The sequence below is a fragment of the Inquilinus sp. NPDC058860 genome (genome assembly GCF_042743185.1).
Taxonomy (GTDB): domain Bacteria; phylum Pseudomonadota; class Alphaproteobacteria; order DSM-16000; family Inquilinaceae; genus Inquilinus.
In genome coordinates this window covers 61,756-86,142 of the sequence record NZ_JBHYMS010000005.1, presented here as the reverse complement: position 1 = coordinate 86,142, position 24,387 = coordinate 61,756, and the positions used below count along the sequence as shown (strand labels likewise).

Annotated in this window: 21 protein-coding genes; 9 read left to right on the top strand and 12 right to left on the bottom strand. The window is 68.9% G+C overall.

Going from position 1 to position 24,387, the window contains the following annotated elements:
- The first annotated feature begins 151 nt into the window (after positions 1 to 151).
- Positions 152 to 1,363 carry an acyl-CoA dehydrogenase gene (locus ACFW16_RS05240; protein ID WP_380302562.1) on the top strand — a complete coding sequence of 404 codons (1,212 nt, stop codon included), beginning with the start codon at positions 152 to 154 and terminating at the stop codon, positions 1,361 to 1,363.
- A gap of 224 nt (positions 1,364 to 1,587) precedes the next feature.
- Here ACFW16_RS05240 and ACFW16_RS05235 read toward each other — a convergent pair whose 3' ends face one another.
- Positions 1,588 to 2,064: a MarR family winged helix-turn-helix transcriptional regulator gene (locus ACFW16_RS05235; protein WP_380302560.1), complete on the bottom strand. Its 477-nt coding sequence runs from the start codon at positions 2,062 to 2,064 to the stop codon at positions 1,588 to 1,590.
- Positions 2,065 to 2,399: 335 nt separating this feature from the next.
- Between ACFW16_RS05235 and hemB the strand changes: the two genes are divergently transcribed.
- The gene (gene hemB, locus ACFW16_RS05230) at positions 2,400 to 3,398 is read left to right on the top strand and encodes a porphobilinogen synthase (RefSeq protein WP_380302558.1); all 999 of its coding nucleotides are present in this window, start codon (positions 2,400 to 2,402) and stop codon (positions 3,396 to 3,398) included.
- A 99-nt stretch (positions 3,399 to 3,497) separates the two neighbouring features.
- Here the strand turns inward: hemB and ACFW16_RS05225 are convergent, their stop codons facing one another.
- The gene (locus tag ACFW16_RS05225) at positions 3,498 to 4,346 is read right to left on the bottom strand and encodes an alpha/beta fold hydrolase (protein WP_380302556.1); all 849 of its coding nucleotides are present in this window, start codon (positions 4,344 to 4,346) and stop codon (positions 3,498 to 3,500) included.
- 1 nt (position 4,347) lies between these two features.
- Positions 4,348 to 5,499: a type III PLP-dependent enzyme gene (locus ACFW16_RS05220; RefSeq protein ID WP_380302554.1), complete on the bottom strand. Its 1,152-nt coding sequence runs from the start codon at positions 5,497 to 5,499 to the stop codon at positions 4,348 to 4,350.
- A 219-nt stretch (positions 5,500 to 5,718) separates the two neighbouring features.
- Here ACFW16_RS05220 and ACFW16_RS05215 point away from each other — a divergent pair, with 219 nt between their 5' ends.
- The 6 genes from ACFW16_RS05215 to ACFW16_RS05190 all read left to right on the top strand — a co-directional run bounded on the left by ACFW16_RS05215 (position 5,719) and on the right by ACFW16_RS05190 (position 13,068).
- Positions 5,719 to 8,106: a penicillin acylase family protein gene (locus tag ACFW16_RS05215; RefSeq protein WP_380302552.1), complete on the top strand. Its 2,388-nt coding sequence runs from the start codon at positions 5,719 to 5,721 to the stop codon at positions 8,104 to 8,106.
- Between the two features lie 15 nt (positions 8,107 to 8,121).
- Positions 8,122 to 9,354 carry a threonine ammonia-lyase gene (locus ACFW16_RS05210; RefSeq protein WP_380302550.1) on the top strand — a complete coding sequence of 411 codons (1,233 nt, stop codon included), beginning with the start codon at positions 8,122 to 8,124 and terminating at the stop codon, positions 9,352 to 9,354.
- A 31-nt stretch (positions 9,355 to 9,385) separates the two neighbouring features.
- Positions 9,386 to 9,874 carry an AAA family ATPase gene (locus tag ACFW16_RS05205; RefSeq protein WP_380302548.1) on the top strand — a complete coding sequence of 163 codons (489 nt, stop codon included), beginning with the start codon at positions 9,386 to 9,388 and terminating at the stop codon, positions 9,872 to 9,874.
- A 124-nt stretch (positions 9,875 to 9,998) separates the two neighbouring features.
- A complete protein-coding gene (locus tag ACFW16_RS05200; protein ID WP_380302546.1) occupies positions 9,999 to 10,733 on the top strand; it encodes an arginyltransferase in 735 nt (244 codons plus the stop codon).
- 164 nt (positions 10,734 to 10,897) lie between these two features.
- Positions 10,898 to 11,446, top strand: coding sequence for a TRAP transporter small permease subunit (locus ACFW16_RS05195; RefSeq protein WP_380302544.1), 549 nt, complete (start codon positions 10,898 to 10,900; stop codon positions 11,444 to 11,446).
- Positions 11,447 to 11,493: 47 nt separating this feature from the next.
- Positions 11,494 to 13,068 carry a TRAP transporter large permease subunit gene (locus ACFW16_RS05190; RefSeq protein ID WP_380302542.1) on the top strand — a complete coding sequence of 525 codons (1,575 nt, stop codon included), beginning with the start codon at positions 11,494 to 11,496 and terminating at the stop codon, positions 13,066 to 13,068.
- Between the two features lie 60 nt (positions 13,069 to 13,128).
- On the opposite strand, the gene ACFW16_RS05185 is transcribed toward ACFW16_RS05190, so the two are convergent.
- From ACFW16_RS05185 to rpoZ, 9 genes are all read right to left on the bottom strand, one after another.
- On the bottom strand, positions 13,129 to 14,220 hold the full coding sequence (locus ACFW16_RS05185; RefSeq protein ID WP_380302540.1) for a TRAP transporter substrate-binding protein: 1,092 nt from the start codon (positions 14,218 to 14,220) through the stop codon (positions 13,129 to 13,131).
- A 139-nt stretch (positions 14,221 to 14,359) separates the two neighbouring features.
- Entirely contained in the window at positions 14,360 to 14,941 is a 582-nt protein-coding gene (locus tag ACFW16_RS05180; RefSeq protein ID WP_380302538.1) for a biotin transporter BioY, read from the bottom strand.
- Between the two features lie 146 nt (positions 14,942 to 15,087).
- Positions 15,088 to 17,304: a DNA topoisomerase IV subunit A gene (gene parC / locus ACFW16_RS05175; RefSeq protein WP_380302536.1), complete on the bottom strand. Its 2,217-nt coding sequence runs from the start codon at positions 17,302 to 17,304 to the stop codon at positions 15,088 to 15,090.
- A 10-nt stretch (positions 17,305 to 17,314) separates the two neighbouring features.
- Positions 17,315 to 18,049, bottom strand: coding sequence for a DNA repair protein RecO (gene recO / locus ACFW16_RS05170; protein WP_380302534.1), 735 nt, complete (start codon positions 18,047 to 18,049; stop codon positions 17,315 to 17,317).
- 194 nt (positions 18,050 to 18,243) lie between these two features.
- Positions 18,244 to 19,149 (bottom strand): GTPase Era, encoded by a 906-nt coding sequence (era, locus tag ACFW16_RS05165; RefSeq protein ID WP_380302532.1) that lies wholly within the window; start codon positions 19,147 to 19,149, stop codon positions 18,244 to 18,246.
- The gene (gene rnc, locus ACFW16_RS05160) at positions 19,146 to 19,886 is read right to left on the bottom strand and encodes a ribonuclease III (protein ID WP_380302530.1); all 741 of its coding nucleotides are present in this window, start codon (positions 19,884 to 19,886) and stop codon (positions 19,146 to 19,148) included. Before rnc ends, era begins: the two co-directional genes overlap by 4 nt.
- Entirely contained in the window at positions 19,838 to 20,605 is a 768-nt protein-coding gene (gene lepB, locus ACFW16_RS05155; RefSeq protein WP_380302528.1) for a signal peptidase I, read from the bottom strand. Before lepB ends, rnc begins: the two co-directional genes overlap by 49 nt.
- 87 nt (positions 20,606 to 20,692) lie before the next feature.
- The gene (locus ACFW16_RS05150) at positions 20,693 to 22,858 is read right to left on the bottom strand and encodes a RelA/SpoT family protein (protein ID WP_380302746.1); all 2,166 of its coding nucleotides are present in this window, start codon (positions 22,856 to 22,858) and stop codon (positions 20,693 to 20,695) included.
- 195 nt (positions 22,859 to 23,053) lie between these two features.
- Positions 23,054 to 23,500, bottom strand: coding sequence for a DNA-directed RNA polymerase subunit omega (rpoZ, locus tag ACFW16_RS05145; RefSeq protein WP_380302526.1), 447 nt, complete (start codon positions 23,498 to 23,500; stop codon positions 23,054 to 23,056).
- 212 nt (positions 23,501 to 23,712) lie between these two features.
- Here rpoZ and ACFW16_RS05140 point away from each other — a divergent pair, with 212 nt between their 5' ends.
- The gene (locus ACFW16_RS05140; RefSeq protein ID WP_380302524.1) at positions 23,713 to 24,339 is read left to right on the top strand and encodes an NYN domain-containing protein; all 627 of its coding nucleotides are present in this window, start codon (positions 23,713 to 23,715) and stop codon (positions 24,337 to 24,339) included.
- The last annotated feature ends 48 nt before the right edge of the window (positions 24,340 to 24,387 follow it).

Here is a 24,387-nt window from a genome sequence, read left to right as displayed (position 1 = left end):
TGGCCCTGGCCCGGCCCCGCCCCGCCACGGCCACGCCCCGGGGGGGCTTACCTTTTATCCCGGGGGGCCGCACCGCCGCAGCGCAAGGCTGGCGGCGTTCCGGCCCCTGTGCTGTTATGCGCCACGTTTTTCGATAGTCCGGAGTTCGCCCATGACTTCCTCCGCCGCCGTGGCCGCCAAGCCGGCGCAGACCGGCCGCGCCGCCTTCAACTGGGAGGATCCGCTTCTGCTGGAGGAGCTGCTGACCGAGGAAGAGCGCATGGTGCGCGACGCGGCGCGCGCCTATTGCCAGGAGAAGCTGCTGCCGCGCGTGCTGGAGGCCAACCGCCACGAGATCTTCCATCGCGAGATCATGAACGAGATGGGCGAGCTCGGCTTCCTCGGCTCGACCATCGACGGGTACGGCTGCGCCGGCGTCAACTACGTCTGCTACGGCCTGATCGCGCGCGAGGTCGAGCGCGTCGACAGCGGCTACCGGTCGGCGATGTCGGTGCAGTCGAGCCTGGTGATGCACCCTATCCATGCCTACGGCACCGAGGAGCAGCGCCAGAAGTACCTGCCGCGCCTGGCCACCGGCGAGATCGTCGGCTGCTTCGGCCTGACCGAGCCCGACGCCGGCTCCGACCCCGGCTCGATGAAGACCCGGGCGCGCAGCGTCGCCGGCGGCTACAGCCTGTCCGGCGCCAAGATGTGGATCACCAACTCGCCGATCGCGGACGTCTTCGTGGTCTGGGCCAAGGACGACAGCGGCGAGATCCGCGGCTTCATCCTGGACCGCGGCATGAAGGGGCTGTCCTCGCCGAAGATCGAGGGCAAGTTCTCGCTGCGTGCCTCGACCACCGGCGAGATCGTGATGGACGAGGTGTTCGTCCCGGAAGAGAACCTGCTGCCCAACGTCAAGGGGCTGAAGGGCCCGTTCGGCTGCCTGAACAACGCCCGCTACGGCATCGCCTGGGGCGCGATCGGCGCGGCCGAGTTCTGCTGGCACACCGCCCGGCAGTACACGCTGGACCGCAAGATGTTCGGCCGTCCCCTCGCCGCCACCCAGTTGATCCAGAAGAAGCTGGCCGACATGCAGACCGAGATCACTCTCGGCCTGATCTCGGCGCATCGCCTGGGCCAGCTCAAGGACGAGGGCAAGGCGGCGCCGGAGGCGATCAGCCTGATGAAGCGCAACAATTGCGGCAAGTCGCTGGACATCGCCCGCCAGGCCCGCGACATGCTCGGCGGCAACGGCATCGCCGACGAGTTCAATGTCATCCGCCATGTGATGAACCTGGAGGCGGTCAACACCTATGAGGGCACGCATGACGTGCACGCCCTGATCCTCGGCCGGGCGCAGACCGGTCTGGCTGCCTTCTGAGAGACCGCTTCGGAAACGCTACTGGCATGGCCGCCTGACGGCGGTTTCTCCGCTTCCGGTGCTCACGGACATTACGTCCGCTGCGCTCCGGTTCTCGAAACCACCGCCATTCGACTCATGCCAGCGCATTTCCGAAGCGGTCTCTGAGCGGCCCGGACCGCGGACAAGCAAAAAGGCGCGTCCCCGTGGACGCGCCTTTTTTCGTGGCTGGACGGCAGGCGGCCTCAGGCCGCGCTGGTCACCGGCTGGTCGGCTGTATAGGCGAGGTTGCCGGACCAGAAGCCCTCGAGCCGCCGCAGCGTTGCGTTCAGGGTCTCGACGTCGCCGACGCGCAGCCCCGTCCCCTCCAGCGCATCCGCCTGACGGCTGAACATGGTCTCGAGCTTGGACCGCAACGCCTGGCCCTTCGTGGTCAATCGGACCCGCGTGGACCGCCGGTCATGTTGTGACCGCTCCTGCGCCAAATATCCGTTCTCGACCATCTTCTTCACATTGTACGAGACGTTCGAGCCCAGATAGTAGCCACGGGCGGTCAACTCGCCGATGGTCAGCTCGTCCATGCCGATGTTGTACAGAATCAGGCTTTGAACGTTGTTGATGTCTTGGACGCCAAAACGGTCCAACTCCACCTTTACCACATCCAGAAAGCAGCGATGGAGCCGCTCAATGAGCGCGGTCATGCGGTAATAGGGATGATGCATTCAGACCTCCGACCCACTGGCGCTTTGTACTAGCTTGACCGTCGTTCTACCACCGGCAAAGCCACTTTAGACAAAATCATCCAAAACGAAAGTGTTGTGAGCAGGACAGGTGTTCATTGCAATTTGCACTGCATTCAGGACGAATTCGCGCTAGATCGATGCTTTCGGTCGCCACAAAGGACATTTTTGACCCTCTCGCCCGCGGTTATCAACCCTTCGCATGCAATACCCGTCCCTGCGGCGGGCAAGAATGCGTGGCGGGCCGCCGCACCTGGTTGTTTCCGGCCGAGGCTCCGTCCTAGAGTGCGCCCGCAATTCCTGTCGCCGAGGACCCGATGTCCCGCCTGCCCTTTCCCGGTGCCTACCCGACCACCCGGATGCGCCGTCTGCGCACCGACGGCTGGATTCGCGATCTGGTGGCCGAGACCCGGCTGGGCCCGTCCGACCTGATCTGGCCGCTGTTCGTGGTCGAGGGCGACCGGCCGCAGCCGGTCGAATCGCTGCCCGGCGTCACCCGCTTCGATCTGGCCAGCGCGGTCGAGGCCTGTCGTCGTGCCCGCGACCTCGGCATCCCGGCGGTGGCGCTGTTCCCGATGATCGACCGCACCCTGCGCAGCGAGGACGGCGCCGAGGCGTGCCGGGCCGGCAACCTGGTGTGCCGCGCCATCAGCGCGATCAAGACGGCGGTGCCGGATCTGGGCATCGTCGTCGACGTCGCCCTCGACCCCTTCACCAGCCACGGCCATGACGGGCTGATCCGCGACGGCCGGATCCTGAACGACGAGACGATCGAGGTCCTGGTCCGCCAGGCCCTGGTCCAGGCCGAAGCCGGGGCCGACATCGTGGCGCCGTCGGACATGATGGACGGCCGCATCGGCGCGATCCGCGCGGCACTGGACGGCGCCGGGCGGCAGGACGTCAAGATCATGGCCTATTCGGCGAAATACGCCTCGGCCTTCTACGGCCCGTTCCGCGACGCGGTCGGGTCGACCGGCGTGCTGATCGGCGACAAGAAGACCTACCAGATGAACCCGGCCAACACCGACGAGGCACTGCGCGAGGTCGAGCTCGACCTGCGCGAGGGCGCCGACATGGTGATGGTCAAGCCGGGCCTGCCCTATCTCGACATCATCCGCCGGGTGCATGAGGGCTTCGGCGTTCCGGTCTTCGCCTACCAGGTCAGCGGCGAGTACGCGATGATGAAGGCGGCGGCGCAGAACGGCTGGCTCGACTACGACAAGGCGCTGATCGAGGTGCTGACCGCCTTCAGGCGCGCCGGGACGTCGGGCGTCCTGACCTATGGCGCGATCGAGGCGGCGGAACTGCTGGGCTGAGTCCCGCGACGGCGGGATCCTGATCCTGGCAACGGCACTGGCCATGCCCGATTAGAACAAAAAGGGAACAATCAGTCAAGCCGAACCGACCGGCACCCTTCAGCCGGCCGCCAGCCAATCGCGGATCGGGCCGGTCTGGTCGGCCGCCATCAATGCCGGGGCGTGGCCGCAGCCCGGAATGGTGATCAGCGTGGTGCCGGGCCGCGCCGCCATGCGCTCGGCGGTGGCCGCGGTCAGCAGGTCGGACTCGGCGCCGCGGACCACCAGCACCGGGCAGCGGATCTGGTCCCAGAGCATCCACAGATCGACATCGGCGATCGGGCCGGCGAAGGCGGCGGCGATGCCGGGGTCGTAGGCCAGGCCGAGCGTGCCATCCTGCCGCCGCCGGGCGCTGTGCTCGGCCAGATGCCGCCACTGCCCGTCGGTCAGCGTCCCGAAGGGGGCGTGCACCCTGCGCAGATAGGCCTCAAGCTCTCCGAGATCGGCGAAGACCGGGTCCTGCCCGACATAGGACCCGATTCGCAGAAGCGCCGCCTGCGGAATGAAGGGACCGACATCGTTCAGCACCAGCCGCCGGATCGGCGTGTTCGGCTGCGCCGCCAGCATCATGCCGATCAGCCCGCCCATCGAGGTGCCGATCCAGTCTACCTCCGTCACGTCGAGCCGGGCGATCAGCGCCGCGGCGTCGCCGAGATATTGCGGATAGCCGTAGAGCGAGGGGTTGGCGAGCCAGCTGCTGCGGCCGCGGCCGACCACGTCCGGACAGACGACCATGCGGCCGGACCAGGCCAGGTCAGCCGCGAGCATGTCGAAGTCGCGGCTGTTGCGGGTCAGCCCGTGCACGCACAGCACCGGCGGGCGGCTGCGGTCCGAGCCCCAGGAGACATAGGCCAGGCGGTGGAAGCCGCCGAGGCCGAGCCCGAGGAATTGATGTTCGACCGCCTCCATCTCAGGCCGCCCTGGCGCTGGCGGGCCGCAGCGCGCCGTCCTCGACCTGGACGAAGCGCCGCGCCTCGAAGCCGTTGAACCGGGTCTGCAGCACGTTGGAATAGGCGCCGATCTGGCCGAACTCGATCCAGTCGCCCTCGCGCACATCCTCGGGCAGCGGCGAGGTCCCGGGCAGGCTGTCGTAGCTGTCGCAGGTCGGGCCGAACAGGGCGAAGCTGGCCAGTCGGCCGCCGGCGCCACCCGGCCGCAGCAGGCGGACCGGATAGACGGTGCGGAACAGCTTCATGTCGGCCAGGCTGCCATAGGCGCCGTCGTTGAGATACAGGCGGTGGCCGCGCCGGAACTCGACCTTCACCACCAGCGAGCAGGCCTCCGCCACCAGCGCCCTCCCCGGCTCGCAGAACACGGCGCGATCGGGGTCGGCCGGCAGCCGGGCCAGGCCGGCGCGGATCGCCGCGACGAAGGCGGAGAGCGGCGGCGCCTCGGTGCCGACATAGGCGGCGGGAAAGCCGCCGCCGACATCGATCACCGGGACCGGTACCCCGGCCCTGGCGAGGATGCCGGCGCAGATCGTCAGCGCGCTCTCATAGGCGCCCGGATCGAGGCATTGCGAGCCGACATGGAAGGTCAGCCCGGCGCGGTTGCCGGTGGCGGCGATGCGGCGCAGCAGCTCCGGTGCGGCCTCGACCTCGGTGCCGAACTTGCCGCTGAGGTCGCAGACCGAATCGAAGCGGGGCATGTCGACCCGCAGCACCAGCGTCAGGTCGCGCGCCCCGCCGGTGGCCGCGAGGATCTTGTCCAGCTCCTCCTCATGGTCGAGGCAGAAGGTGCGGATGCCGTAGCGGCGATAGGCCAGCTCGACCGCCTGACGGTTCTTCACCGGATGCATGTAGTGCGACACCGTCTCCGGCAGCGCCGCCGCGGCCTCGATCTCGCTGAGCGAGGCGACGTCGAAATGGCGCAGGCCGCCGGCGTGCAGCCCGGCCAGCACCGCCGGATGGTCGTTGCACTTGACCGCGTACATCACGGTGCCGGGGAACTGGCGCCGGAACTCGGCCGCCGACTCCCGCAGCACCCGGGGCCGCAGGCAGTAGACCGGCTCCTCCGGGCGGAGGGCGGTGACCATGGCAAGGGCGTCGGCGAAGGACTCCATCGAAGCTCCGCTCCTGCTGGGCCGCCGCCGGACGCGCGGCACGTCTGCATCATCCGGCGAGCGACAGCCGCTTGGCTAGCCCCCCCGCGAAAATAGACCGAAGCGCACCCGGCGCCGCGGCCCTCCCCTGCGCCTCCATGGCGCCTCGCTTCGAATCAGACAGATTATTATAACACAGCGCCGCCGCGACCGACCCCGGGCGGCAGGGAGACACGACCGATGAGATGGCTTCGCCGCGGCGCGATCGCGCTGGCCTGCCTCCTGCTGCTGCTTGTGGTGCTGGCCGGCGCCGGCCTGTGGTGGCTGCGCACCGGGGTGCCGGCCGAATCGGGCACCGTCGCGCTCGACGGCCTGTCCGCCCCGGTCCGGATCCACCGCGACGGCCACGGCGTTCCCACCATCTTCGCGCAGAGCGACGGCGACGCCTATTTCGCCCTCGGCTGGCTGCACGCCCAGGACCGGCTGTGGCAGATGGAGCTGCAGCGCCGGGTCGGCGCCGGACGGCTGGCCGAGCTGGTCGGCGAGGCCGGGCTGAGGATGGACAAGTTCATGCGGACGTTGGGCATCTACCGCCTGGCCGAGGCCGATCTCGCCGTCCTGTCGCCGGAGACGCAATCGGCTCTCGACCGCTACGCCGCCGGGGTCAATGCCTGGATCGACGGCCATCCCGGCGCGTTGCCGCCCGAGTTCTACCTGCTGCGCACCCGGCCGGAGCCGTGGCGGCCGGCCGACACGCTGGTCTGGAGCAAGCTGATGGCGCTGCAGCTGTCGGCCAATTACCGCGACGAGATCCTGCGCGCCCAGGTGATCGCCCGATTGGGGCCGGAGCGCGCCCGCACCCTGTTCCCGGATCTCGGCGCGCTGCCGCCCGCCACCTTGTCCGCCCTCGACCGGGCCGCGCCGACGCTGACGGCGCTGGCGCAGGCGCTGCCGCCGCCGCTGGGCCCCCGCACCGCGTCGAACGAATGGGTGGTAGGCCCCAGCCGCACCGACACCGGCGCGCCGATCCTGGCCAACGACCCGCATCTGGGGCTGAGCGCGCCGATCCTGTGGTACCTGGTGCGGATCGAGACGCCGACCCTGTCGGTCGCCGGCGCCACCGTGCCCGGCGTGCCGCTGACGCTTCTGGGCCAGAACCGGCGGATCGCCTGGGGCTTCACCACCACCGGCGCGGATGTCCAGGACCTGTTCCTGGAGACGGTCGACCCGGCCGACCCGAACCGCTACCGCACGCCGGACGGCAGCGCCGCTTTCGAGACCCGGACCGAGACCATCGCCGTCTCCGGCGGCGACCCGGTGGAGCTGACCATCCGCAGCACCCGGCACGGGCCGGTGCTGTCCGACCTTGACCCCGGCATGGCCAAGCTGGCGGGCGACGGCAAGGTCGTCGCCCTCGCCTTCACCGCCCTGGCCCCCGGCGACGCCTCGGCCCAGGCGATCTACCAGCTGAACCGAGCCGGCAACTGGCAGGAGTTCCTGGCGGCGATGCGGCTGTACCGCACCCCGATCCAGAACGTCGCCTATGCCGATGCCGACGGCGATATCGGCTTCCTGGTCCCGGGGGCGATCCCGATCCGCCGCTCCGGCCGCGGCCAACTGCCGGCGGACGGCGCCTCGGGCGCCCAGGACTGGACCGGCACCATCCCGTTCGAGTCCCTGCCCCAGGCCCTGAACCCGCCCGGCGGCGCCATCGTCAACGCCAACAACGCCCCGGTCGGGCCGGGCCATCCCCATTACCTCGGCGACGGCTACGACGAGCCCTACCGCGCCCGCCGCATCGCCGAGCTGCTGGACGACGACGGGCCGAACACGGTCCAGCGCAGCCAGGCGATGCAGGCCGACACGGTGACCACAGAGGCGCGGGAGCTGCTGCCGCTGATGACCGCCATCGACCCTGCCGATGACCGCATGGCCAAGGCCGTGGCGCTGCTGCGAAACTGGGACCTGCGGATGGACCGCGACCGGCCGGAGCCGCTGGTCTACATGGAATGGCTGCGGCGCTTCGCCCATGCCGTGTTCGATCCACCGTTGGGACCGCTGGCCGAGGACTATTTCGAGCTGCACCCGGGAATCCTGGCGACGATCCTGACCCGCGACCCGTCCTGGTGCGGCGACGCCGAAGCCCCGGCCTCGCCCCCGCCGGCCGATTGCAAGGCCCTGCTGCGCCGGACGCTCGGCGAAGCGCTGGACGCGCTGGCGCATCGCCACGGCGCCGACATGGCGACCTGGCGCTGGGGGGCCGAGCACATCGCGCCGCTGAGCGCCCAGGTGCTGTCGCGCGTGCCGGTGGTCGGCGGCCTGATCTCGCTGGCGGTCCCGACCAACGGCGGTCCCTACACCCTGAACCGCGGCGCCACCTCGATCACCGATCCGGAGGCGCCCTATGCCGACCTGCATGGCGCCGGCTACCGTGCCGTCTACGACTTGGCCGACCGCGGCCGCTCGCGCTTCATGATCGCCACCGGCCAGTCCGGCAACCCGCTGTCGCCGCATTGGGGGGACCTGGTCGCGGATTGGCGAGACGGAAGATACTTGACGTTGCACGGTGGCGAGGCTGATCTCGCGGCCGCCGGGGCGTCGCTGACGACCCTGCAGCCGCGCCAATAAGTGGATCACATTCAGATGAGCCCCGCCCCGCTGCCGGTCACCATCGACGACATCCGCGCCGCCGCCGCGGCCCTGGAGGGCCAGGTGGCCCGGACGCCGATCATTCCGGCTCCCCAGCTGTCCGGCATTCTCGGCTGCGAGCTGTTCCTGAAGCTGGAGACGCTGCAGCGCACCGGATCGTTCAAGGACCGCGGCGCCTACAACAAGCTGCGCTCGCTCGACAAGGCGCAGCGCAAGCGCGGCGTGGTCGCCATGTCGGCCGGCAACCATGCCCAGGGCGTCGCCTACCACGCCACCCGCCTGGGCATCCCGTCGACCATCGTGATGCCGACCTTCACCCCCTTCACCAAGGTGGCGAAGACCGAGGGCTATGGCGCCAAGGTGGTGCTGGTGGGGCAGACCCTCGACGACAGCATGGGCCATGCCCGCAAGCTGGTGGACGAGGAGAAGCTCACCCTGATCCATCCCTATGACGACCCGTACATCATCGCCGGCCAGGGCACGGCGGGGTTGGAGATCCTGGCCGACGTGCCGGATCTGGACGATCTGGTGGTGCCGATCGGCGGCGGCGGGCTGATCTCCGGCATCGCCATCGCCGCGCGCTCGATCAATCCCTCGATCCGGATCACCGGCGTGGAGGCCTCGCTCTACGCCTCGATGGCCGACGCGGTCGCCGGCCGCACCGGCGTCTATGGCGGCGCCACCATCGCCGAGGGCATCGCGGTGAAGAGCCCGGGCGTGCTGACCCGCCAGATCATCGCCGACCTCGTCGACGACATCGTCGCGGTCGAGGAGACGGTGCTGGAGCAGGGCGTGCACCAGCTGATGACCCAGCAGAAGCTGGTGGCCGAGGGCGCCGGTGCCGCCGGCATCGCCGGCATCCTGGCCAATCCGGAGCGTTTCGCCGGGCGCAGGGTCGGCGTCGTCGTCTGCGGCGGCAACATCGATCCGCGCATCCTGGCCTCGATCCTGATGCGCGGCCTGGTGCGCAACGGCCAGATCGCCCGGCTGCGCATCGAGATCGAGGACGTGCCGGGGGTACTGAGCACCATCGCCGGCATCATCGGCGCCACCGGCGGCAACATCATCGAGACCTACCATCAGCGCCTGTTCTTCCAGATCCCGGTGAAGCGGGCCGACATCGACGTGGTGGTCGAGACCCGCGACCGCGCCCATGTCGACGTCATCATCGGCAAGCTGATGGAGTCCGGATATCCGGCGACGCTGCTGAGCGACGTCGGGGCGTGAGCCTCGGCGCATCGGGGCGGGGGATAAGCACATGAAGCGCGTGCTGATCACCGGCATGTCCGGGACCGGGAAGTCCGCCGTGATCCGCGAGCTGGCGGCACGGGGGCACGACGCCCGCGACCTCGACACGCCGGAATGGTCGGAATGGGTCGATGCCGATCCCGCCGACACCCTGACCCCGGGCGAGGGGAAGGACTGGGTCTGGCGGGAGGATCGCGTCCGCGCCCTGCTGACCGCGCCACGCGACAGGCCGCTGTTCGTCAGCGGCACCTCCGAGACCATGGGGCGGTTCCTGCCGCTGATTGATGTCGTGATCCTCCTCTCCGCCCCGATCGAGACGCTGCTGGAGCGGCTCGCGGCCCGCGGCCCGGACGGCTACGGCCACACCGAGGACGAACGGCGCAAGGTGGTCGAGCTGGTGGCGACGGTCGAGCCGCTGCTGCGCGAATCCGCCCACCACGAGATCGACACGCGGCAGCCGGTCGCAGCGACCGTCGACGAGATCCTGCGACTGACATGACGGTGCGGTGGATTCCGCCCGCATAGCCGGCCTCAGGCAGCCGGTATCCGAGTCGCTTGCCGACCGTCCGGCACTGTGGTGCAGTATGGGGCATGAGGTTGGCGCCCCGACCCAGGAGCCCTTGATGTCCGTCATCGACGGCACGCTCGGTCGTCTGCAGCATTTCTACAGGTCGGGCCCGCTGCCCTGCCCCTACATCTCCGGCCGTGTCGAACGCAAGCTGTTCACCCGGCTGAACGGCGGCGACGCCAAGGCGCTGAACACCACCCTGTCGCAGGCCGGGTTCCGGCGCAGCCACGACATCGTCTACCGGCCGGTCTGCCCCGGCTGCCGCGCCTGCGTGCCGGTGCGCATCCCGGTGGCGCGCTTCGCCCCCGGCCGCAGCATGCGCCGGGCCTGGGCCGCCAATCCCGACCTCAGCCGCCGGTCGGTGCTGCCGGTCGGCACCGACGAGCAATTCGCCCTGTTCCTGCGCTACCAGCGGCACCGGCACGGCGACAGCGACATGGCGCGGATGTCGCGGGCCGATTACGGCAGCATGATCGAGGAAGGCAGCGGCAGCGCCGCGCTGATCGAGTTCCGCGACCCGGCCGGCGCCCTGCGCGCCGCGGCGCTGGTCGACGTGCTGGAGGACGGGCTGTCCGCCGTCTACAGCTTCTACGACCCCGACGTGCCGGAGCGCAGCCTCGGCACCTATGTGATCCTGGCCCTGGTGGAAGAAGCCCGCCAGAACGGCCTCGACCACGTCTATCTCGGCTACTGGATCGCGCAGAGCCACAAGATGGCCTACAAGGCCCGCTTCCAGCCACTGGAGGCCCTTACCGACAACGGCTGGACCACGCTCGACCCGGCCGGGTAGACGACGCCCTTCCCCGCGACGCGGCAAAAGCCGGCATCGATGCCGCCTGCCCCCCCGCACGCCAATCGCCGGTTGGTCTCGCGCGCGAAAGCTGATATTTCGCAGCGGCGAATTGCATCGATCCAATCAACAGCGCTGAAGCGTACAAGAACGGGGGAGGTCAGATGGGGGCTTTGCTGGGTGCCAGCCGCGTCATCGACGCTGTCAACGGCTGGGTCGGACGAGCCGTGTCCTGGCTCGTCCTGGTCGCCATCCTGGTCAGCGCCGGCAACGCCATCCTGCGGAAAGCCTTCTCGATCAGCTCCAACGCCTGGCTGGAGCTGCAATGGTACCTGTTCTCCGCCGTCTTCCTGCTGGCCGCGGGCTACACCCTGCTGAAGGGCGAGCACGTCAAGGTCGACATCCTCTACGGCCGCTGCTCGCGCCGCACCCAGCTCCGGATCGAGATCTTCGGCACCCTGTTCTTCCTCCTGCCCTTCTGCGTCATCTCCATCCTGCTCTCCTGGCCGGTGGTGGTGGACAAATTCGTCAGCGGCGAGACGTCGGGCGACGCCGGCGGCCTGATCCGCTGGCCGGTCTGGGCGCTGATCCCTGCCGGATTCGCCCTTCTGGCGCTGCAGGGGCTGTCGGAGCTGATCAAGCGGATCGCCATCCTGTCGGGCCGCACGCCCGACATCGTCCAGACGCACGGCCACGAAGCCGATCCGCTCTGAGCCGGCCCACCAGCCCCCTGACCACCAGTGCCTGAAAGCCCGTCCGCATGACGCAGTTCCTGATCGAGAACATGGCGCCGATCATGTTCGCCTGCCTGGTGGTCGTGCTGCTGCTCGGCTACTCGGTCGCCTTCTCCCTCGCCGCCGTCGGCTTCGCCTTCTACCTGATCGGTGTTGAGCTCGGCGTGCTGCAGTTCAACCTGATCGGTGCGATCCCCGATCGGTTCTACCAGCAGATGTCGAACGAGACGCTGCTGGCCGTCCCGTTCTTCACCTTCATGGGGCTGATCCTCGAACGAAGCGGCATGGCCGAGGACCTGCTGGACACCATCGGGCAGCTGTTCGGCCCGGTCCGCGGCGGCCTGGCCTATGCCGTGATCTTCGTCGGCGCGCTGCTGGCCGCCACCACCGGCGTGGTCGCGGCCTCGGTGATCTCGATGGGGCTGATCTCGCTGCCGATCATGCTGCGCTACGGCTATGACCGGTCGCTCGCGTCGGGCGTCATCGCCGCGTCCGGCACGCTGGCGCAGATCATCCCGCCCAGCCTGGTGCTGATCATCATGGCCGACCAGCTCGGCAAGTCGGTCGGCGACATGTATCAGGGGGCGCTGCTGCCGGGCCTGATCCTGACCGGCCTCTACACCGGCTACATCCTGATCATGTCGATCCTCCGGCCGAACAGCGCGCCGGCGCTGCCGCCCGAGGCGCGCACGCTGCGCGGCCTGGCGCTGGCCGGCCGGGTGGTCACCTCGCTGATCCCGCCCCTGGTGCTGATCTTCCTGGTGCTGGGCACCATCTTCCTCGGCATCGCCACGCCGACCGAAGGCGGCGCCATGGGCGCGGTCGGCTCGCTGGTGCTGGCGGCGGTCAACCGGCGCTTGAACTGGACCATGATCCGCCAAGCGCTGGACACCACGACCAAGCTGTCCGCCTTCGTGCTGTTCATCCTGCTCGGCGCCCGCGTCTTCTCGCTGACCTTCTACGGCCTCAACGGCCATGTCTGGGTCGAGCATCTGATGACCTCGGTGCCGGGCGGCGTGCTGGGCTTCCTGATCGTCGCCAACCTCCTGGTCTTCGTGCTGGCCTTCTTCCTCGATTATTTCGAGCTGGCCTTCATCATCGTGCCGCTCTTGGGGGCGGCGGCCGCGAGCCTGGGCATCGACCTGATCTGGTTCGGCGTGCTGCTGGCGGTCAACATGCAGACCTCCTTCATGCATCCGCCCTTCGGCTTCTCACTGTTCTACCTGCGCTCGGTGGCGCCGAACCGGGCCTATCGCGACAAGGTCACCGGCCGCACCATCGCGCCGGTGACGACCGGGCAGATCTATATGGGCGCCATTCCCTTCGTGGTGATCCAGGTCCTGATGGTCGCCATCGTCATCGCCTTCCCGGAGCTGGTGACGCACTACAAGTCGGGCCAGGTCGAGGCCGATCCCGCCTCGATCAACATCAACGTGCCGATGCCGGGCGTCGACGGCGCCAACCCGTTCGGCGCCCCGGCCGCGCCCGATTTCGGCACCCCGCCGCCGCCCGATTTCGGCGCCCCGCCGGCCCCGGGCAGCCAACCGGCGCCGGCCCCGGCCCAGCCCGGCGATCCGCTGCCCCCGCCCGACTTCAAGTAGCCAAGAGAAAGGGCCGGTCCCGCGAAGGACCGGCCCCGATCGGTTCAGCGAAGGGCTGGCCTACTTGCCGGCCGCCTGCTGGGCGTAGACGTAGCTGTCATAGGTGTATTCGGCCACGCGGAACCACTGATAGGCCTCGCCGCGGAACTTCTTCCACGGCTCATAGATCGCCTTCCAGTTGGCGTTCGAAGCAGACAGCTCGTCATAGAGCTTGAAGGATTCGGTGTAGGCGGCGTCGAGCACGTCGCGCGGCAGCGGGCGCAGCTGCACGCCCTTGCCGACCAGGCTGCGGATCGCCGCGATGTTCTTCACATCGTAGAGCGCCAGCATGTTGAAGTTGGCGTACTCCGTGGCAACGGCCAGCGCCTTCTTATAGGCCTCCGGCAGCGCCTCGTACTTCTCCTTGTTGAACAGGAAATGCACGGTCGGGCCGCCTTCCCAGAAGGCCGGGTAGTAATAGAACTTGGCGACCTGGTAGAAGCCGAGCTTCTCGTCGTCATAGGGCCCGACCCATTCGGTGGCGTCGATCGTGCCCCGCTCCAGCGCCGGGTAGATGTCGCCGCCGGCGATCTGCTGCGGCACCACGCCGATGCGTTCCACCACCCGGCCGGCGAGGCCGGCGATGCGCATCTTCAGGCCCTTGAGGTCGGCCAGCGACTTGACCTCGTTGCGGAACCAGCCGCCCATCTGCACCCCGGTGTTGCCGCCGGGGAAGCCGACCACGCCGTAATTGCCGAAGAAGGTGTTCAGCAGGTCGTTGCCGCCGCCGTGGTACAGCCAGGCATTCTGCTGGCGGGCGTTGAGGCCGAACGGGATCGACGAGCCGATGGCGAAGGTCGGGTCCTTGCCGACATAGTAGTAGGCGACGGTGTGCGCCGCCTCGACCGTGCCGTTCTGTGCGGCGTCCAGCGCCTGCAGGCCGGGCACCAGCTCGCCCGAGGGGAAGACCTGCATCTGGAACTTGCCGTCGGTCAGGTCCGACAGCGCCTTCGACAGCACGTCGGCGCCGCCATAGATGGTGTCGAGCGACTTCGGAAAGCTCGACGCCAGGCGCCACTTGACCTCGGGCCTGTCCTGCGCGATCGCCGGCGCCGCCAGCGGCGCGGCCGCCAAGCCAACCCCCGCGGTCGCGATGAAATTCCGCCGCTTCATCTCTCGGGCTCTCCCCCCTGTTTGCATTGAGCGTGGTTTCCGCATGGCGCCGCGGTCGTCCGCCGCGGCGCTGCTGCCATCTAATGAGACTCGGAGATGGGACGCAACGCCGCTTCTGCGTCGTCGCGTCCTTTTGGTCTCAGGCGTCGCGACGCTGGGCCAGGCCGTCGATCTTGGCCAGCAGCAGACCGGCCAGGGCGCCCTTGAGGATCGCCGCCGGGATGAACGGCACCAAGCCGGCAGAGATCGCCGCCGCCGGGCCGACCAGAACCGCGAGCCAGGCCACGCCGGTGACGAAGGGGACCAGCGAGGCGACGGCGACGGCCGCGGCCATGCCGGCGAGGCTGCGGGTCCAGCCGCGCTCGACTGCCAGGCCCATCAGCGCGGCCGAGGCCACGAAGCCGACCAGATAGCCCGCGGTCGGGCCGGCGAAATAGGCCGGGCCGGCGGCCAGGCCGGCGAAGACCGGCAGGCCGACGAGGCCCTCGGCCAGATAGGCCAGCATGGTCAGGCCGCCCAGACGCCAGCCATACGCGCCGCCGATCAGCAGCACCACGGCGGTCTGCATCGTCATCGGCACCGGGAAGAACGGCACCTGGATCTTGGCCGACAGCGCCATCAGCGCCGTGCCCAGCACCACCAGCACGGCAGAGCGCAGCAGGCCCGACTGGCCGTCGGCGCGCCACAGCGAGAACATCGGGGGAAGGGTGCGGGTGGTCATGTCAGGACTCCATTGGCTCACTTGCCGGTCACCGGCCGTTTCCGGCCCCCTTAATGTCATTGCCGGGCTTGACCCGGCAATCCAGAAGATGTCGACGCTCTCTGGATGCCCGGGTCAAGCCCGGGCATGACAGGAGGGGAGCAAGGTCACAAGAACCTGTTGTTCTGCGGGAAGCCGCGCGGCGGCAGGTTGCCGGTGCGGCCGCGGGCGGTGATCGGGATCTCCGGCTCGGTGCGGGTGCGGCCGCCGCCCATCTGCCAGATCAGCCCCTCCTCGCGCTTGAAGGTGGTCAGGTCCGACAACGCGGCACCGTGGTACTTCTGCAGCGTCACGCCCTTGCCGCGCGACATCTCAGGCAGCTCGGACAGCGGGAAGCACAAGAGGCGCCGGTTGGTGCCGACCACCGCCACCGTGTCGCCGGCGACCGGGCGGCAGACCGCCGCCTTGGCGCCGTCGTTCAGGTTCAGCACCTGCTTGCCGGCCCGGGTCTGGGCGACGACGTCGCTCTCCGGCACCACGAAGCCGCGGCCGTCGGTCGAGGCCAGCACCAGCTTGCGGCCGGGCGCATGGGCCAGGAGGGCGACGATGTCGGCGTCGTTGGCGAGGTCGACCATCATCCTGACCGGCTCGCCGAAGCCGCGGCCACGCGGCAGCTTGTCGGCACCGAGGGTGTAGAAGCGGCCGTCGCTGCCGAACAGGAGGATCTTGTCGGTGGTCTCGGCCTGCAGCACGAAGCCTTCGGCGTCGCCGTCCTTGTACTTGATCTCGGCCGGATCCAGGCCATGGCCGCGCAAGGCGCGGATCCAGCCCTTCGCCGACAGGAAGACGGTGATCGGCTCGCGCTCGATCTGCGGCTCGATCGACACCACCACGGCGGAGGGCGGCTCGCCGATCTTGGTGCGGCGGCGGCCGAGCTCGGTGTCCTGGCCGAAACGCTTCTTGATCTGGCCGATCTCGGTCGAGACCGCCTTCCAGCGCTTGCCCTCGTCGGCCAGCAGCGCCAGCAGCTCGTCGCGCTCGCCCGACAGGCCATCGAACTCGCGCCGGATCTCCATCTCCTCGAGCTTGCGCAGGGACCGCAGCCGCATGTCGAGGATGGCGTCGGCCTGCAGCTCGGTCAGGCCGAAGCGCGCCATCAGCCCCTGCTTCGGCTCGTCCTCCTCGCGGATGATGCGGATCACCTCGTCGAGGTCGAGGAAGACGATCAGATAGCCGCCGAGGATCTCCAGCCGCCGCTCGATCTTGGCCAGCCGGTGGCGCGACCGCCGCTCCAGCACCTCGTGCCGATGGTCGAGGAAGGCGCGGCAGACGTCCTTCAGCCCCATGACCCGCGGGACGTTGGTGGCGTCCAGCACGTTCATGTTCAGGCTGAAGCGGGTCTCCAGCTCGGTCAGCCGGAACAACTGCTCCATCAGCATGTCGGCTTCGACGTTGCGGCTCTTCGGCACCAGGACGATGCGCACGTCCTCGGCCGATTCGTCGCGCACATCCTCCAGCGTCGACAGCTTCTTGGCGGTCACGATCTCGGCCAGCTTCTCGATCAGCCGCGATTTCTGCACCTGGTACGGGATCTCGGTGACCACGATCTGATACAGGCCGAGCGGCAGCTTCTCGATCTCCCAGCGCGCCCGGACGCGGAAGGCCCCGCGGCCGGTGGCATAGGCCTCGCGGATCGCCGCAGCGGATTCGACCAGCTCGCCGCCGGTCGGGAAATCCGGGCCCTGGACCATGGTCAGCAGGTCGTCGACCGTGGCGGAGGGTCGCTTGATCAGCATCTGCAGCGCGTCGCAGATCTCGCCGACATTGTGCGGCGGGATCGAGGTCGCCATGCCGACCGCGATGCCCTGGCTGCCATTGGCCAGCAGGTTCGGGAAGGCGGCCGGCAGCACCACCGGCTCGCGCCCTTCGCCATCATAGGTCTCGCGGAAATCCACCGCGTCGTCGTCGATGCCCTCCAGGAGCGCCTCGGCGACGGCGGTCAGCCGGGCCTCGGTGTATCGCATGGCCGCGGCGTTATCGCCGTCGATGTTGCCGAAATTGCCCTGGCCGTCGACCAGCCGGTAGCGCTGGGCGAACTCCTGCGCCATGCGCACCAGCGCGTCGTAGATCGAGGCGTCGCCATGCGGGTGATACTGGCCGATGACGTCGCCGACCACGCGGGCCGATTTCTTCGGCGGCGTGGTCGAGGCCAGGCGCAGCTGCCGCATCGCGTAGAGCAGCCGGCGGTGCACCGGCTTCAGCCCGTCGCGGACATCGGGCAGCGAGCGCGAGGTGATGGTCGACAGTGCGTAGTTGAGATAACGGGTGCTCAGCGCGTCGTGCAGCGGCACCGGCAGGATCGACTCGGAAGGCTTGCTGGTCATGTCCGTGATTCTAGCGCAACGGCGCGGCCGACCGAAGCGCGCTTCGGCGGTAGGCCTCGACAAATCGGGTCCGCGCCTCGGGCGGCGCCTTCCCGGCCTGGGCGAAGAGGTGGCGGTCGACGAAATGGCCGGCGAGGTCCAGCCCCTCGGCCACCGCGGCGGGAGTGGGCGGTTCGCGCCCGGTCAGGAAGCCGGGCAGCGGCAGCAGCCGGTCGCGATAGGGCCCGGCGGCGGAGAGCGACACCGCCCTGCCCGTCCGCGGGCTGATGAAGGCGAGATGGTCGTTGCTGCCGGTGACGGCGCAGCGCGAGACGTCGAGGCCGAAGCCGAGCACGCCGAGCATCCCGACCTCCCACTGCACATAGGCGGCGTCCCAATGCGGCGTCGGCAGCGTGTCGAGGAAGGCCAGCGTGCCGTCGTAGGCGGCCGGCAGCGGCTGCCGCTCGGCCAAGGCGGCGTCGAGCACGGCGCAGGCCGAGACCAGGGCCAGGAGGCGCAGCGGCTCATCCATGATCGCGGCGGCCGGGGTGCGGTCGACCTCGAGCGTCCAGGTGCCGAGATGGTCGGCCAGGCGGCCGCGCCACTGCGCCGAGACCAGCGTGCCGGGCGGCAGCTGCGCCCGCCGGCGCTGGCCGTGGACGACGCCGAGATGGCGGCCGTGCCCGCGGGTCAGCACGCCGGTGATCAGCGCCGCCTCGCCATGCGGGCGGACGGTCAGGACGATGCCGTCGTCGCGCCAGTCCACATCATGCCCCGTCCAACGTCATCCAGACCGTATAGCACGAAACGGGAACATCTGAACCTGGGATTGGGCGCCTCCCCTCTTTCTGTCATCCTCGGGCTTGACCCGAGGATCCAGGGGCAGCCAGAGCGGTTCTTGGTGGCCCCTGGATTGCCGGGTCAAGCCCGGCAATGACACCAAAAGAGCGACCGCACCGGTCACGCGTCGTAGTCCAGCCCCCAGACCGAATAGCGGGCGGGGTCGTCGAGCCAGTTCTCGCGCACCTTGACGAACAGCGACAGGTGCACCCGCTGCTCGGTGATCTCCTCCAGCTCCAGCCGGGCGGCAGTGCCGACCGCCTTGATCATCTGGCCGCCGCGGCCGAGCACGATCGCCTTCTGGCCGTCGCGCTGGACGTAGATGATCTGGGAGATGCGGACGCTGCCGTCCGGCTGCTCCTCCCAGCTCTCGGTCTCGACCGCGACCGCATAGGGCAGCTCCTGCTGCAGCCGCAGGAACAGCTTCTCGCGCGTGATCTCGGCCGCCAGGAGGCGCATCGGCATGTCGGAGACCTGGTCGTCCGGGAACAGCCACGGCCCCTCCGGCAGATGCGCGGCCAGGTGGCGGCGCAGGTCGTCGACACCGTCGCCGGTCAGGGCCGAGATCATGAAGGTGTCGGTGAACACGCCGGAGGCGTTGAGGTCGGCCGCCAGGGCCAGCAGCACCTCCGGCCGCACCGCGTCGGTCTTGTTCAGGATCAGGATCGCCTGGCGCTTGGTCTCCGCCAGCTTCCCGACGATGCCGCGGGTCTCCTCGCGCACGCCCTTCAGCGATGCGTCGACCAGCAGCAGCACCAGGTCGGCTTCGGCCGCCCCGCCCCAGGCCGCAGCGACCATGGCGCGGTCGAGCCGCCGGCGCGGCTTGAAGATGCCGGGGGTGTCGACGAACACGATCTGGGCCGCGCCCTCGGTGAGGATGCCGAGCACCCGGCTGCGGGTGGTCTGCACCTTCGGCGAGACGATCGCGACCTTGGTGCCGACCAGGGTGTTGAGCAGGGTCGACTTGCCGGCGTTGGGGGCGCCGATCAGGGCGACGAACCCGCAGCGCGTCGCAGCTTCGGTCATGAGGAAAGCCTTTGCAGGAGAGCGGCGGCGGCGTCGCGCTCGGCCACCCGTTTCGACGGGCCGCTGGCGGTAGCGGCCGGCTGGCCTTCGATCTCGACCCGGATCTCGAAGACCGGCAGGTGGTCGCTGCCGCCGCGCGACACCTCGACATAGCGCGGCAGCTTGAGGCCGCGGGCGAGCGCCCATTGCTGCAGCGCCGATTTCGGATCCTGCGGCGGCGCCGCGTTCTGAACGATGAAGCCGGCCCAGGCCCCGCGGATGAAGCCGGCCGCGGCCGCGAGCCCGCCGTCGCGGTAGAGCGCGCCGATCACCGCCTCGCAGGCATCGGCCAGGATGGTCGGGTTCTCGCGGCCGACCACCTCCTCGCCCGGCGACAGCACGAGATGGCGGCCGAGGCCGATCGCCCGGGCCACATCGACCAGCGCCTCGCGCCGCACCAGGGCGACGTGGCGCTTGGCGATGGCGCCCTCGGCCTCCTTCGGGAAGCGCTCGAGCAGCCATTCGGCGATGACCAGACCGAGCACCCGGTCGCCCAGAAACTCCAGCCGCTCATAGCCGTGCTTGGCGATGCGCCGCTTCTGGCCGCTGACGCTGGGATGCGTCAGCGCCTCGACCAGCAGCATCGGCTCGCGGAAGGCGTGACCGAGCCGCCGGGCGAACGCGTCGAGCCCCTCTTCCGACCCGGCGGTCAGTGGATCCCCGTGAACATGCGGCTGAAGCGAAGCGCGAACGGCCATTTCCAGACCTGCCAGAAGCTGGCGTCGTCGAGGCTGAACCACAGGAACTCGGCCCGGCCGACGAAGTTCTCGACCGGCACGTAGCCGACATCGGCCCGGCTGTCCAAGCTGTTGTCCCGGTTGTCGCCCATCATGAAATAGTGGCTCGGCGGCACCTCGTATTCCGGGGTGTCGTCATAGCGCTGGTTGTCGTCGATCTCGAGGATCCGATGATCGACCGGCGCGCCGCCATCCGTGCCCGGCAGCGTCTCGATGTACTGGTGATAGAGGATGCGCTGCCCGTACTGCGTCATCACGAAGGGCTCGATCTCGCGGCGCTCGGCCATCTGGCCGTTGATGTAGAGCCGTCCGCCGGTGACCCGGACGCGGTCGCCGGGCAGGCCGATCACGCGCTTGACGTAGTCGACCGAGGTGTCCTTCGGCAGGCGGAACACGGCGACGTCGCCGCGCTGCGGCGGGCTGCCGAGGATGCGGCCGCTGAACAGCGGCAGGCCGAAGGCGATCGTCTGGTTGCTGTAGCCGTAGGAGAATTTCGAGACGAACAGGTAGTCGCCCACCAGCAGCGTCGGGATCATCGAGCCGGACGGGATGTTGAACGGCTCGAAGGCGACCGTGCGGATGCCGAAGGCGATCGCGATCGCATAGACCACGGTCAGGATGGTTTCGACCCATCCGCCCTTCTTCTTCGACATGTCGATCGACTTCTGGTGCTGGCTCATGGCGCCCCTGTATGGTCCGGCGGCGAAGGGAAATCAATCGCCGGTGAGGGCGACATTGGTCGCAGCCACGCCCGCCCGGGCAGGCGGTCAGCGGCTGCGGGCACGGTCCACCGCGCTGATGACGGGCATGGCGCGGAGGGCCGCGATGATGTTGGTGAGGTGCTTGACGTCCTTGACGTCGATGTCGATCAGGATCTCGAAGAAGTCGACCGAGCGGCTGGTGATCTTGAGATTGGTGATGTTGCCACCGTTCTTGCCGATCACCGTGGTCAGCGTGCCCAGGCTGCCCGGCTCGTTGCTGATCGTCACCTGGATCCGGCCGACATGGTCCTCGGCGGCGTCGACACCCGCGTCCCAGCTGACGTCCAGCCAGCGCTCCGGCGCGTTGTAGAAGCTCTCCAGCGTGTCGCAGTCGATGGTGTGGATGGTCACGCCCTTGCCGGTGGTGACGATGCCGACGATGCGGTCGCCCGGGATCGGGTGGCAGCAGCGGGCATAGTGCACGGCGAGGTTCGGGATCAGGCCGCGGATCGGGATCGCCCCCTGGCCGGAGCCGGTGGCGGCCTTGCGCGCCCGGCTGAGCGGCACGACCTTGCCCGAGCGCTCCTTCTCCTGCTGCACCTGGGCGCGATGGCCGGGGAAGACGGCGTGGAACACGTCGCGCGCGCCCAGCACCCCGGCCCCGACATTGGCCAGGATGTCATCGGGCTCGCCGGCCTTGAAGATCTTGAGCACGCCTTCCAGCGCCTTGTCGGAGAACTCGTAGCCCTCCTGCCGGAACACGCCCTGCAGCATCGACCGGCCGAGCTTGGCGTGCTCGTCATGCTGCTGGGCGCGGATGAAGCGCCGGATGCAGGCCCGCGCCTTGCCGGTGGCGACGAAGCGCTCCCATTCCGGCGACGGCGTCGAGGTCTTCGAGGTGATGATCTCGACCTGGTCGCCGTTCTGCAGCAGGTGGCGCAGGGTGACCATCCGGCCGTTGACCCGGGCGCCGACGCAGGTGTTGCCGATCTCGCTGTGCACGGCATAGGCGAAGTCGACCGGCGTCGCGCCCTGCGGCAGGGCGATCACCGCGCCCTTCGGGGTGAAGCAGAACACCTGGTCCTGGAACAGGGCCAGCTTGGTGTGCTCCAGGAACTCCTCGGGCTTCTGGGCCTGGTCGACGATGTCGAGCAGGTCGCGCAGCCAGCGGTACTGGGTGCCGTCCTGGTTCCGCTCGTCCTGCTTGTAGGCCCAGTGCGCGGCGACGCCGAGCTCCGCGATCTCCTGCATGTCGCCGGTGCGGATCTGGACCTCGATGCGCTGCCGCATCGGCCCGATCACGGCGGTGTGCAGCGACCGGTAGCCGTTCGGCTTCGGCGTCGAGATGTAATCCTTGAATCGGCCGGGCAGCGAGGCGTAGCGGCCGTGGATCAGGCCGAGCGCGTGGTAGCAGTCGCCCTCGGTCTCGACCACGATCCGGAAGGCCATGATGTCGGTCAGCTGCTCGAACGCCATGTTCTTGCGCTGCATCTTGCGCCAGATCGAGTATGGGCGCTTCTCGCGGCCGAGGACGTTGGCCTCGAGCCCGCCCTCCTCCAGCACCCGCTGCAGCTCGGCGATGATCTTGGAGACGACGTCCTGGCCTTCCTCGCGCAGCTGGGCCAGGCGGCGGACGATGCTCTCGCGCGCATCGGGGTGGAGCTGGGCGAAGGCCAGGTCCTCCAGCTCCTCCTGCATGCCGTGCATGCCGATACGCTCGGCCAGCGGCGCGTAGATCTCCAGCGTCTCGCGCGCGATCCGCCGGCGCTTCTCCTCGTTGTTGAAGGCGCCGAGGGTGCGCATGTTGTGCAGCCGGTCGGCCAGCTTGACCAGCAGCACGCGGATGTCCTTGGACATCGCCAGCACCAGCTTGCGGAAATTCTCCGCCTGCTTGGACTGGTCGCTCTGCAACTCCAGCTTCGACAGCTTGGTGACGCCGTCGACCAGCTGCGCCGTCTCGCGCCCGAACAGGCCCTCGAGCTCGCTCAGCGTCGCCCCGGTGTCCTCCACCGTGTCGTGCAGGAGGCCGGTGACGATCGAGCCGGTGTCGAGCTTCATGCCGGCGAGGATGCCGGCGACCTCGATCGGATGGACGAAATAGGGGTCGCCGGAGGCGCGCTTCTGCGACCCGTGCGCCTTCATCGAATAAACATAGGCGCGGTTGATCAGATCCTCGTCCGCCGACGGGTCGTAAGCCTTGACACGCTCGACCAGCTCATATTGGCGGATCATGCCGCGCGCCACCGATCCATAAGCCATTCTCCCGGGCGGGCACACCCGCCCGGACAATATGTTGAACCACAATCCGCTGCATTGTGGATCAAATTCGGCGGGCGCGCGGCAGCCATTCCGTCGCCCGACCGGTCAAGCCGCATCATCGATCTCCCGACAGGCGGCCTGACACCATGCCGGGCAGTTCCGCTCGGATCAGATGTCGTCTTCGGAGGAGCCGATTTCCAGGTCGCCGCGGCCGTCCTCTTCGTCCTCGGCCTCGCCCTCCGCATCCTCCTCGGCGGACTCGATGCCGAAGGTGGACTCCTCGTCCGAGCCGACCGCGCCGGCCGGGCTCTGCGGCGCCACGCCGGCCTTGAGCCACTCCTCCTCGCCGGCCATCAGCTCGATGATCTCCTCATCGGCCTCGTCGATCTCGGCCAGCTTCTGGTGGCCCTTGACCAGGGCTTCCCGCAAGCCGTCGAGCACGACCGTCTCGTCGGCGATCTCGCGCAGCGCCACCACCGGGTTCTTGTCGTCGTCGCGGTCGATGGTCAGCGAAGCGCCGGACGAAATGTCGCGGGCGCGCTGGGCGGCCATCAGCACGAGATCGAACCGGTTGGGGATCTTGAGGACGCAATCCTCGACGGTGACGCGAGCCATGGGCTACCGCTCCTGCACGAAAAGAGCCACGACGATAGAATCGTGACATGATGGATGCAACGCAACGGCCGCATCTTTGTTATACCGAAGGGCGGACCACGTAGCGCAGATGCGGCGGATGCGCAAGCCTCGTCGCGAACCGTTGACCGCTCCTTGCAAAGTGGGTAGCGAACCCAATCTGTCAACCTGTCCCCTGCCGCGAAGGAACGCACATGATATTCTATAAGGAAGAACGGCTCGCAATATTCATTGACGGCGCCAACCTTTATGGCGCGGCCCGTTCCCTTGGTTTCGATATCGACTATCGCCGGCTGCTCGACCTGTTCGCCAAGAAGGGTCGCCTGATCCGCGCCTTCTATTATACCACGCTGATCGAGGATCAGGAATATTCTCCCATACGCCCGCTGATCGACTGGCTCGACTACAACGGCTACAGCATGGTCACCAAGCCGCTGCGCGAGTACACCGACAGCCAGGGCCGGCGCCGGGTCAAGGGCAATGTCGACATCGACCTGGCGATCGACGCGCTGGAGATGGCCGACCGGGCCGACCACATCCTGCTGTTCTCCGGCGACGGCGACTTCAAGCGGCTGGTCGAGGCGATCCAGCGCAAGGGCGTCCGCGTCACCGTGGTCTCGACCATCAAGTCGAGCCCGCCGATGGTGTCGGACGAGCTGCGCCGCCAGGCCGACAACTTCGTCGAGCTGATGGAGCTGGCGCCGCACATCCAGCGCATGAACGCGCCGAACCGGACCGTGGCCGCCCCGCCGGCCGAGGGCGAGGACGACGCCGCCGAGGAGCCGGCGCAGCAGGCTGGCGCCTACGCCCGTACCGCCTGATGTGGCACGGGCCGGTTTCCCCGGGCGGGAACCGGCCTGCCGCGCGGA

Excerpts from the sequence above, each read along its gene's own strand:
- ACFW16_RS05240 (WP_380302562.1), top strand. The coding sequence starts at position 152 with ATGACTTCCTCCGCCGCCGTGGCCGCCAAGCCGGCGCAGACCGGCCGC.
- ACFW16_RS05235 (WP_380302560.1), bottom strand. The coding sequence starts at position 2,064 with ATGCATCATCCCTATTACCGCATGACCGCGCTCATTGAGCGGCTCCAT.
- hemB (WP_380302558.1), top strand. The coding sequence starts at position 2,400 with ATGTCCCGCCTGCCCTTTCCCGGTGCCTACCCGACCACCCGGATGCGC.
- ACFW16_RS05225 (WP_380302556.1), bottom strand. The coding sequence starts at position 4,346 with ATGGAGGCGGTCGAACATCAATTCCTCGGGCTCGGCCTCGGCGGCTTC.
- ACFW16_RS05220 (WP_380302554.1), bottom strand. The coding sequence starts at position 5,499 with ATGGAGTCCTTCGCCGACGCCCTTGCCATGGTCACCGCCCTCCGCCCG.
- ACFW16_RS05215 (WP_380302552.1), top strand. The coding sequence starts at position 5,719 with ATGAGATGGCTTCGCCGCGGCGCGATCGCGCTGGCCTGCCTCCTGCTG.
- ACFW16_RS05210 (WP_380302550.1), top strand. The coding sequence starts at position 8,122 with ATGAGCCCCGCCCCGCTGCCGGTCACCATCGACGACATCCGCGCCGCC.
- ACFW16_RS05205 (WP_380302548.1), top strand. The coding sequence starts at position 9,386 with ATGAAGCGCGTGCTGATCACCGGCATGTCCGGGACCGGGAAGTCCGCC.
- ACFW16_RS05200 (WP_380302546.1), top strand. The coding sequence starts at position 9,999 with ATGTCCGTCATCGACGGCACGCTCGGTCGTCTGCAGCATTTCTACAGG.
- ACFW16_RS05195 (WP_380302544.1), top strand. The coding sequence starts at position 10,898 with ATGGGGGCTTTGCTGGGTGCCAGCCGCGTCATCGACGCTGTCAACGGC.
- ACFW16_RS05190 (WP_380302542.1), top strand. The coding sequence starts at position 11,494 with ATGACGCAGTTCCTGATCGAGAACATGGCGCCGATCATGTTCGCCTGC.
- ACFW16_RS05185 (WP_380302540.1), bottom strand. The coding sequence starts at position 14,220 with ATGAAGCGGCGGAATTTCATCGCGACCGCGGGGGTTGGCTTGGCGGCC.
- ACFW16_RS05180 (WP_380302538.1), bottom strand. The coding sequence starts at position 14,941 with ATGACCACCCGCACCCTTCCCCCGATGTTCTCGCTGTGGCGCGCCGAC.
- parC (WP_380302536.1), bottom strand. The coding sequence starts at position 17,304 with ATGACCAGCAAGCCTTCCGAGTCGATCCTGCCGGTGCCGCTGCACGAC.
- era (WP_380302532.1), bottom strand. The coding sequence starts at position 19,149 with ATGACCGAAGCTGCGACGCGCTGCGGGTTCGTCGCCCTGATCGGCGCC.
- rnc (WP_380302530.1), bottom strand. The coding sequence starts at position 19,886 with ATGGCCGTTCGCGCTTCGCTTCAGCCGCATGTTCACGGGGATCCACTG.
- lepB (WP_380302528.1), bottom strand. The coding sequence starts at position 20,605 with ATGAGCCAGCACCAGAAGTCGATCGACATGTCGAAGAAGAAGGGCGGA.
- ACFW16_RS05150 (WP_380302746.1), bottom strand. The coding sequence starts at position 22,858 with ATGATCCGCCAATATGAGCTGGTCGAGCGTGTCAAGGCTTACGACCCG.
- rpoZ (WP_380302526.1), bottom strand. The coding sequence starts at position 23,500 with ATGGCTCGCGTCACCGTCGAGGATTGCGTCCTCAAGATCCCCAACCGG.
- ACFW16_RS05140 (WP_380302524.1), top strand. The coding sequence starts at position 23,713 with ATGATATTCTATAAGGAAGAACGGCTCGCAATATTCATTGACGGCGCC.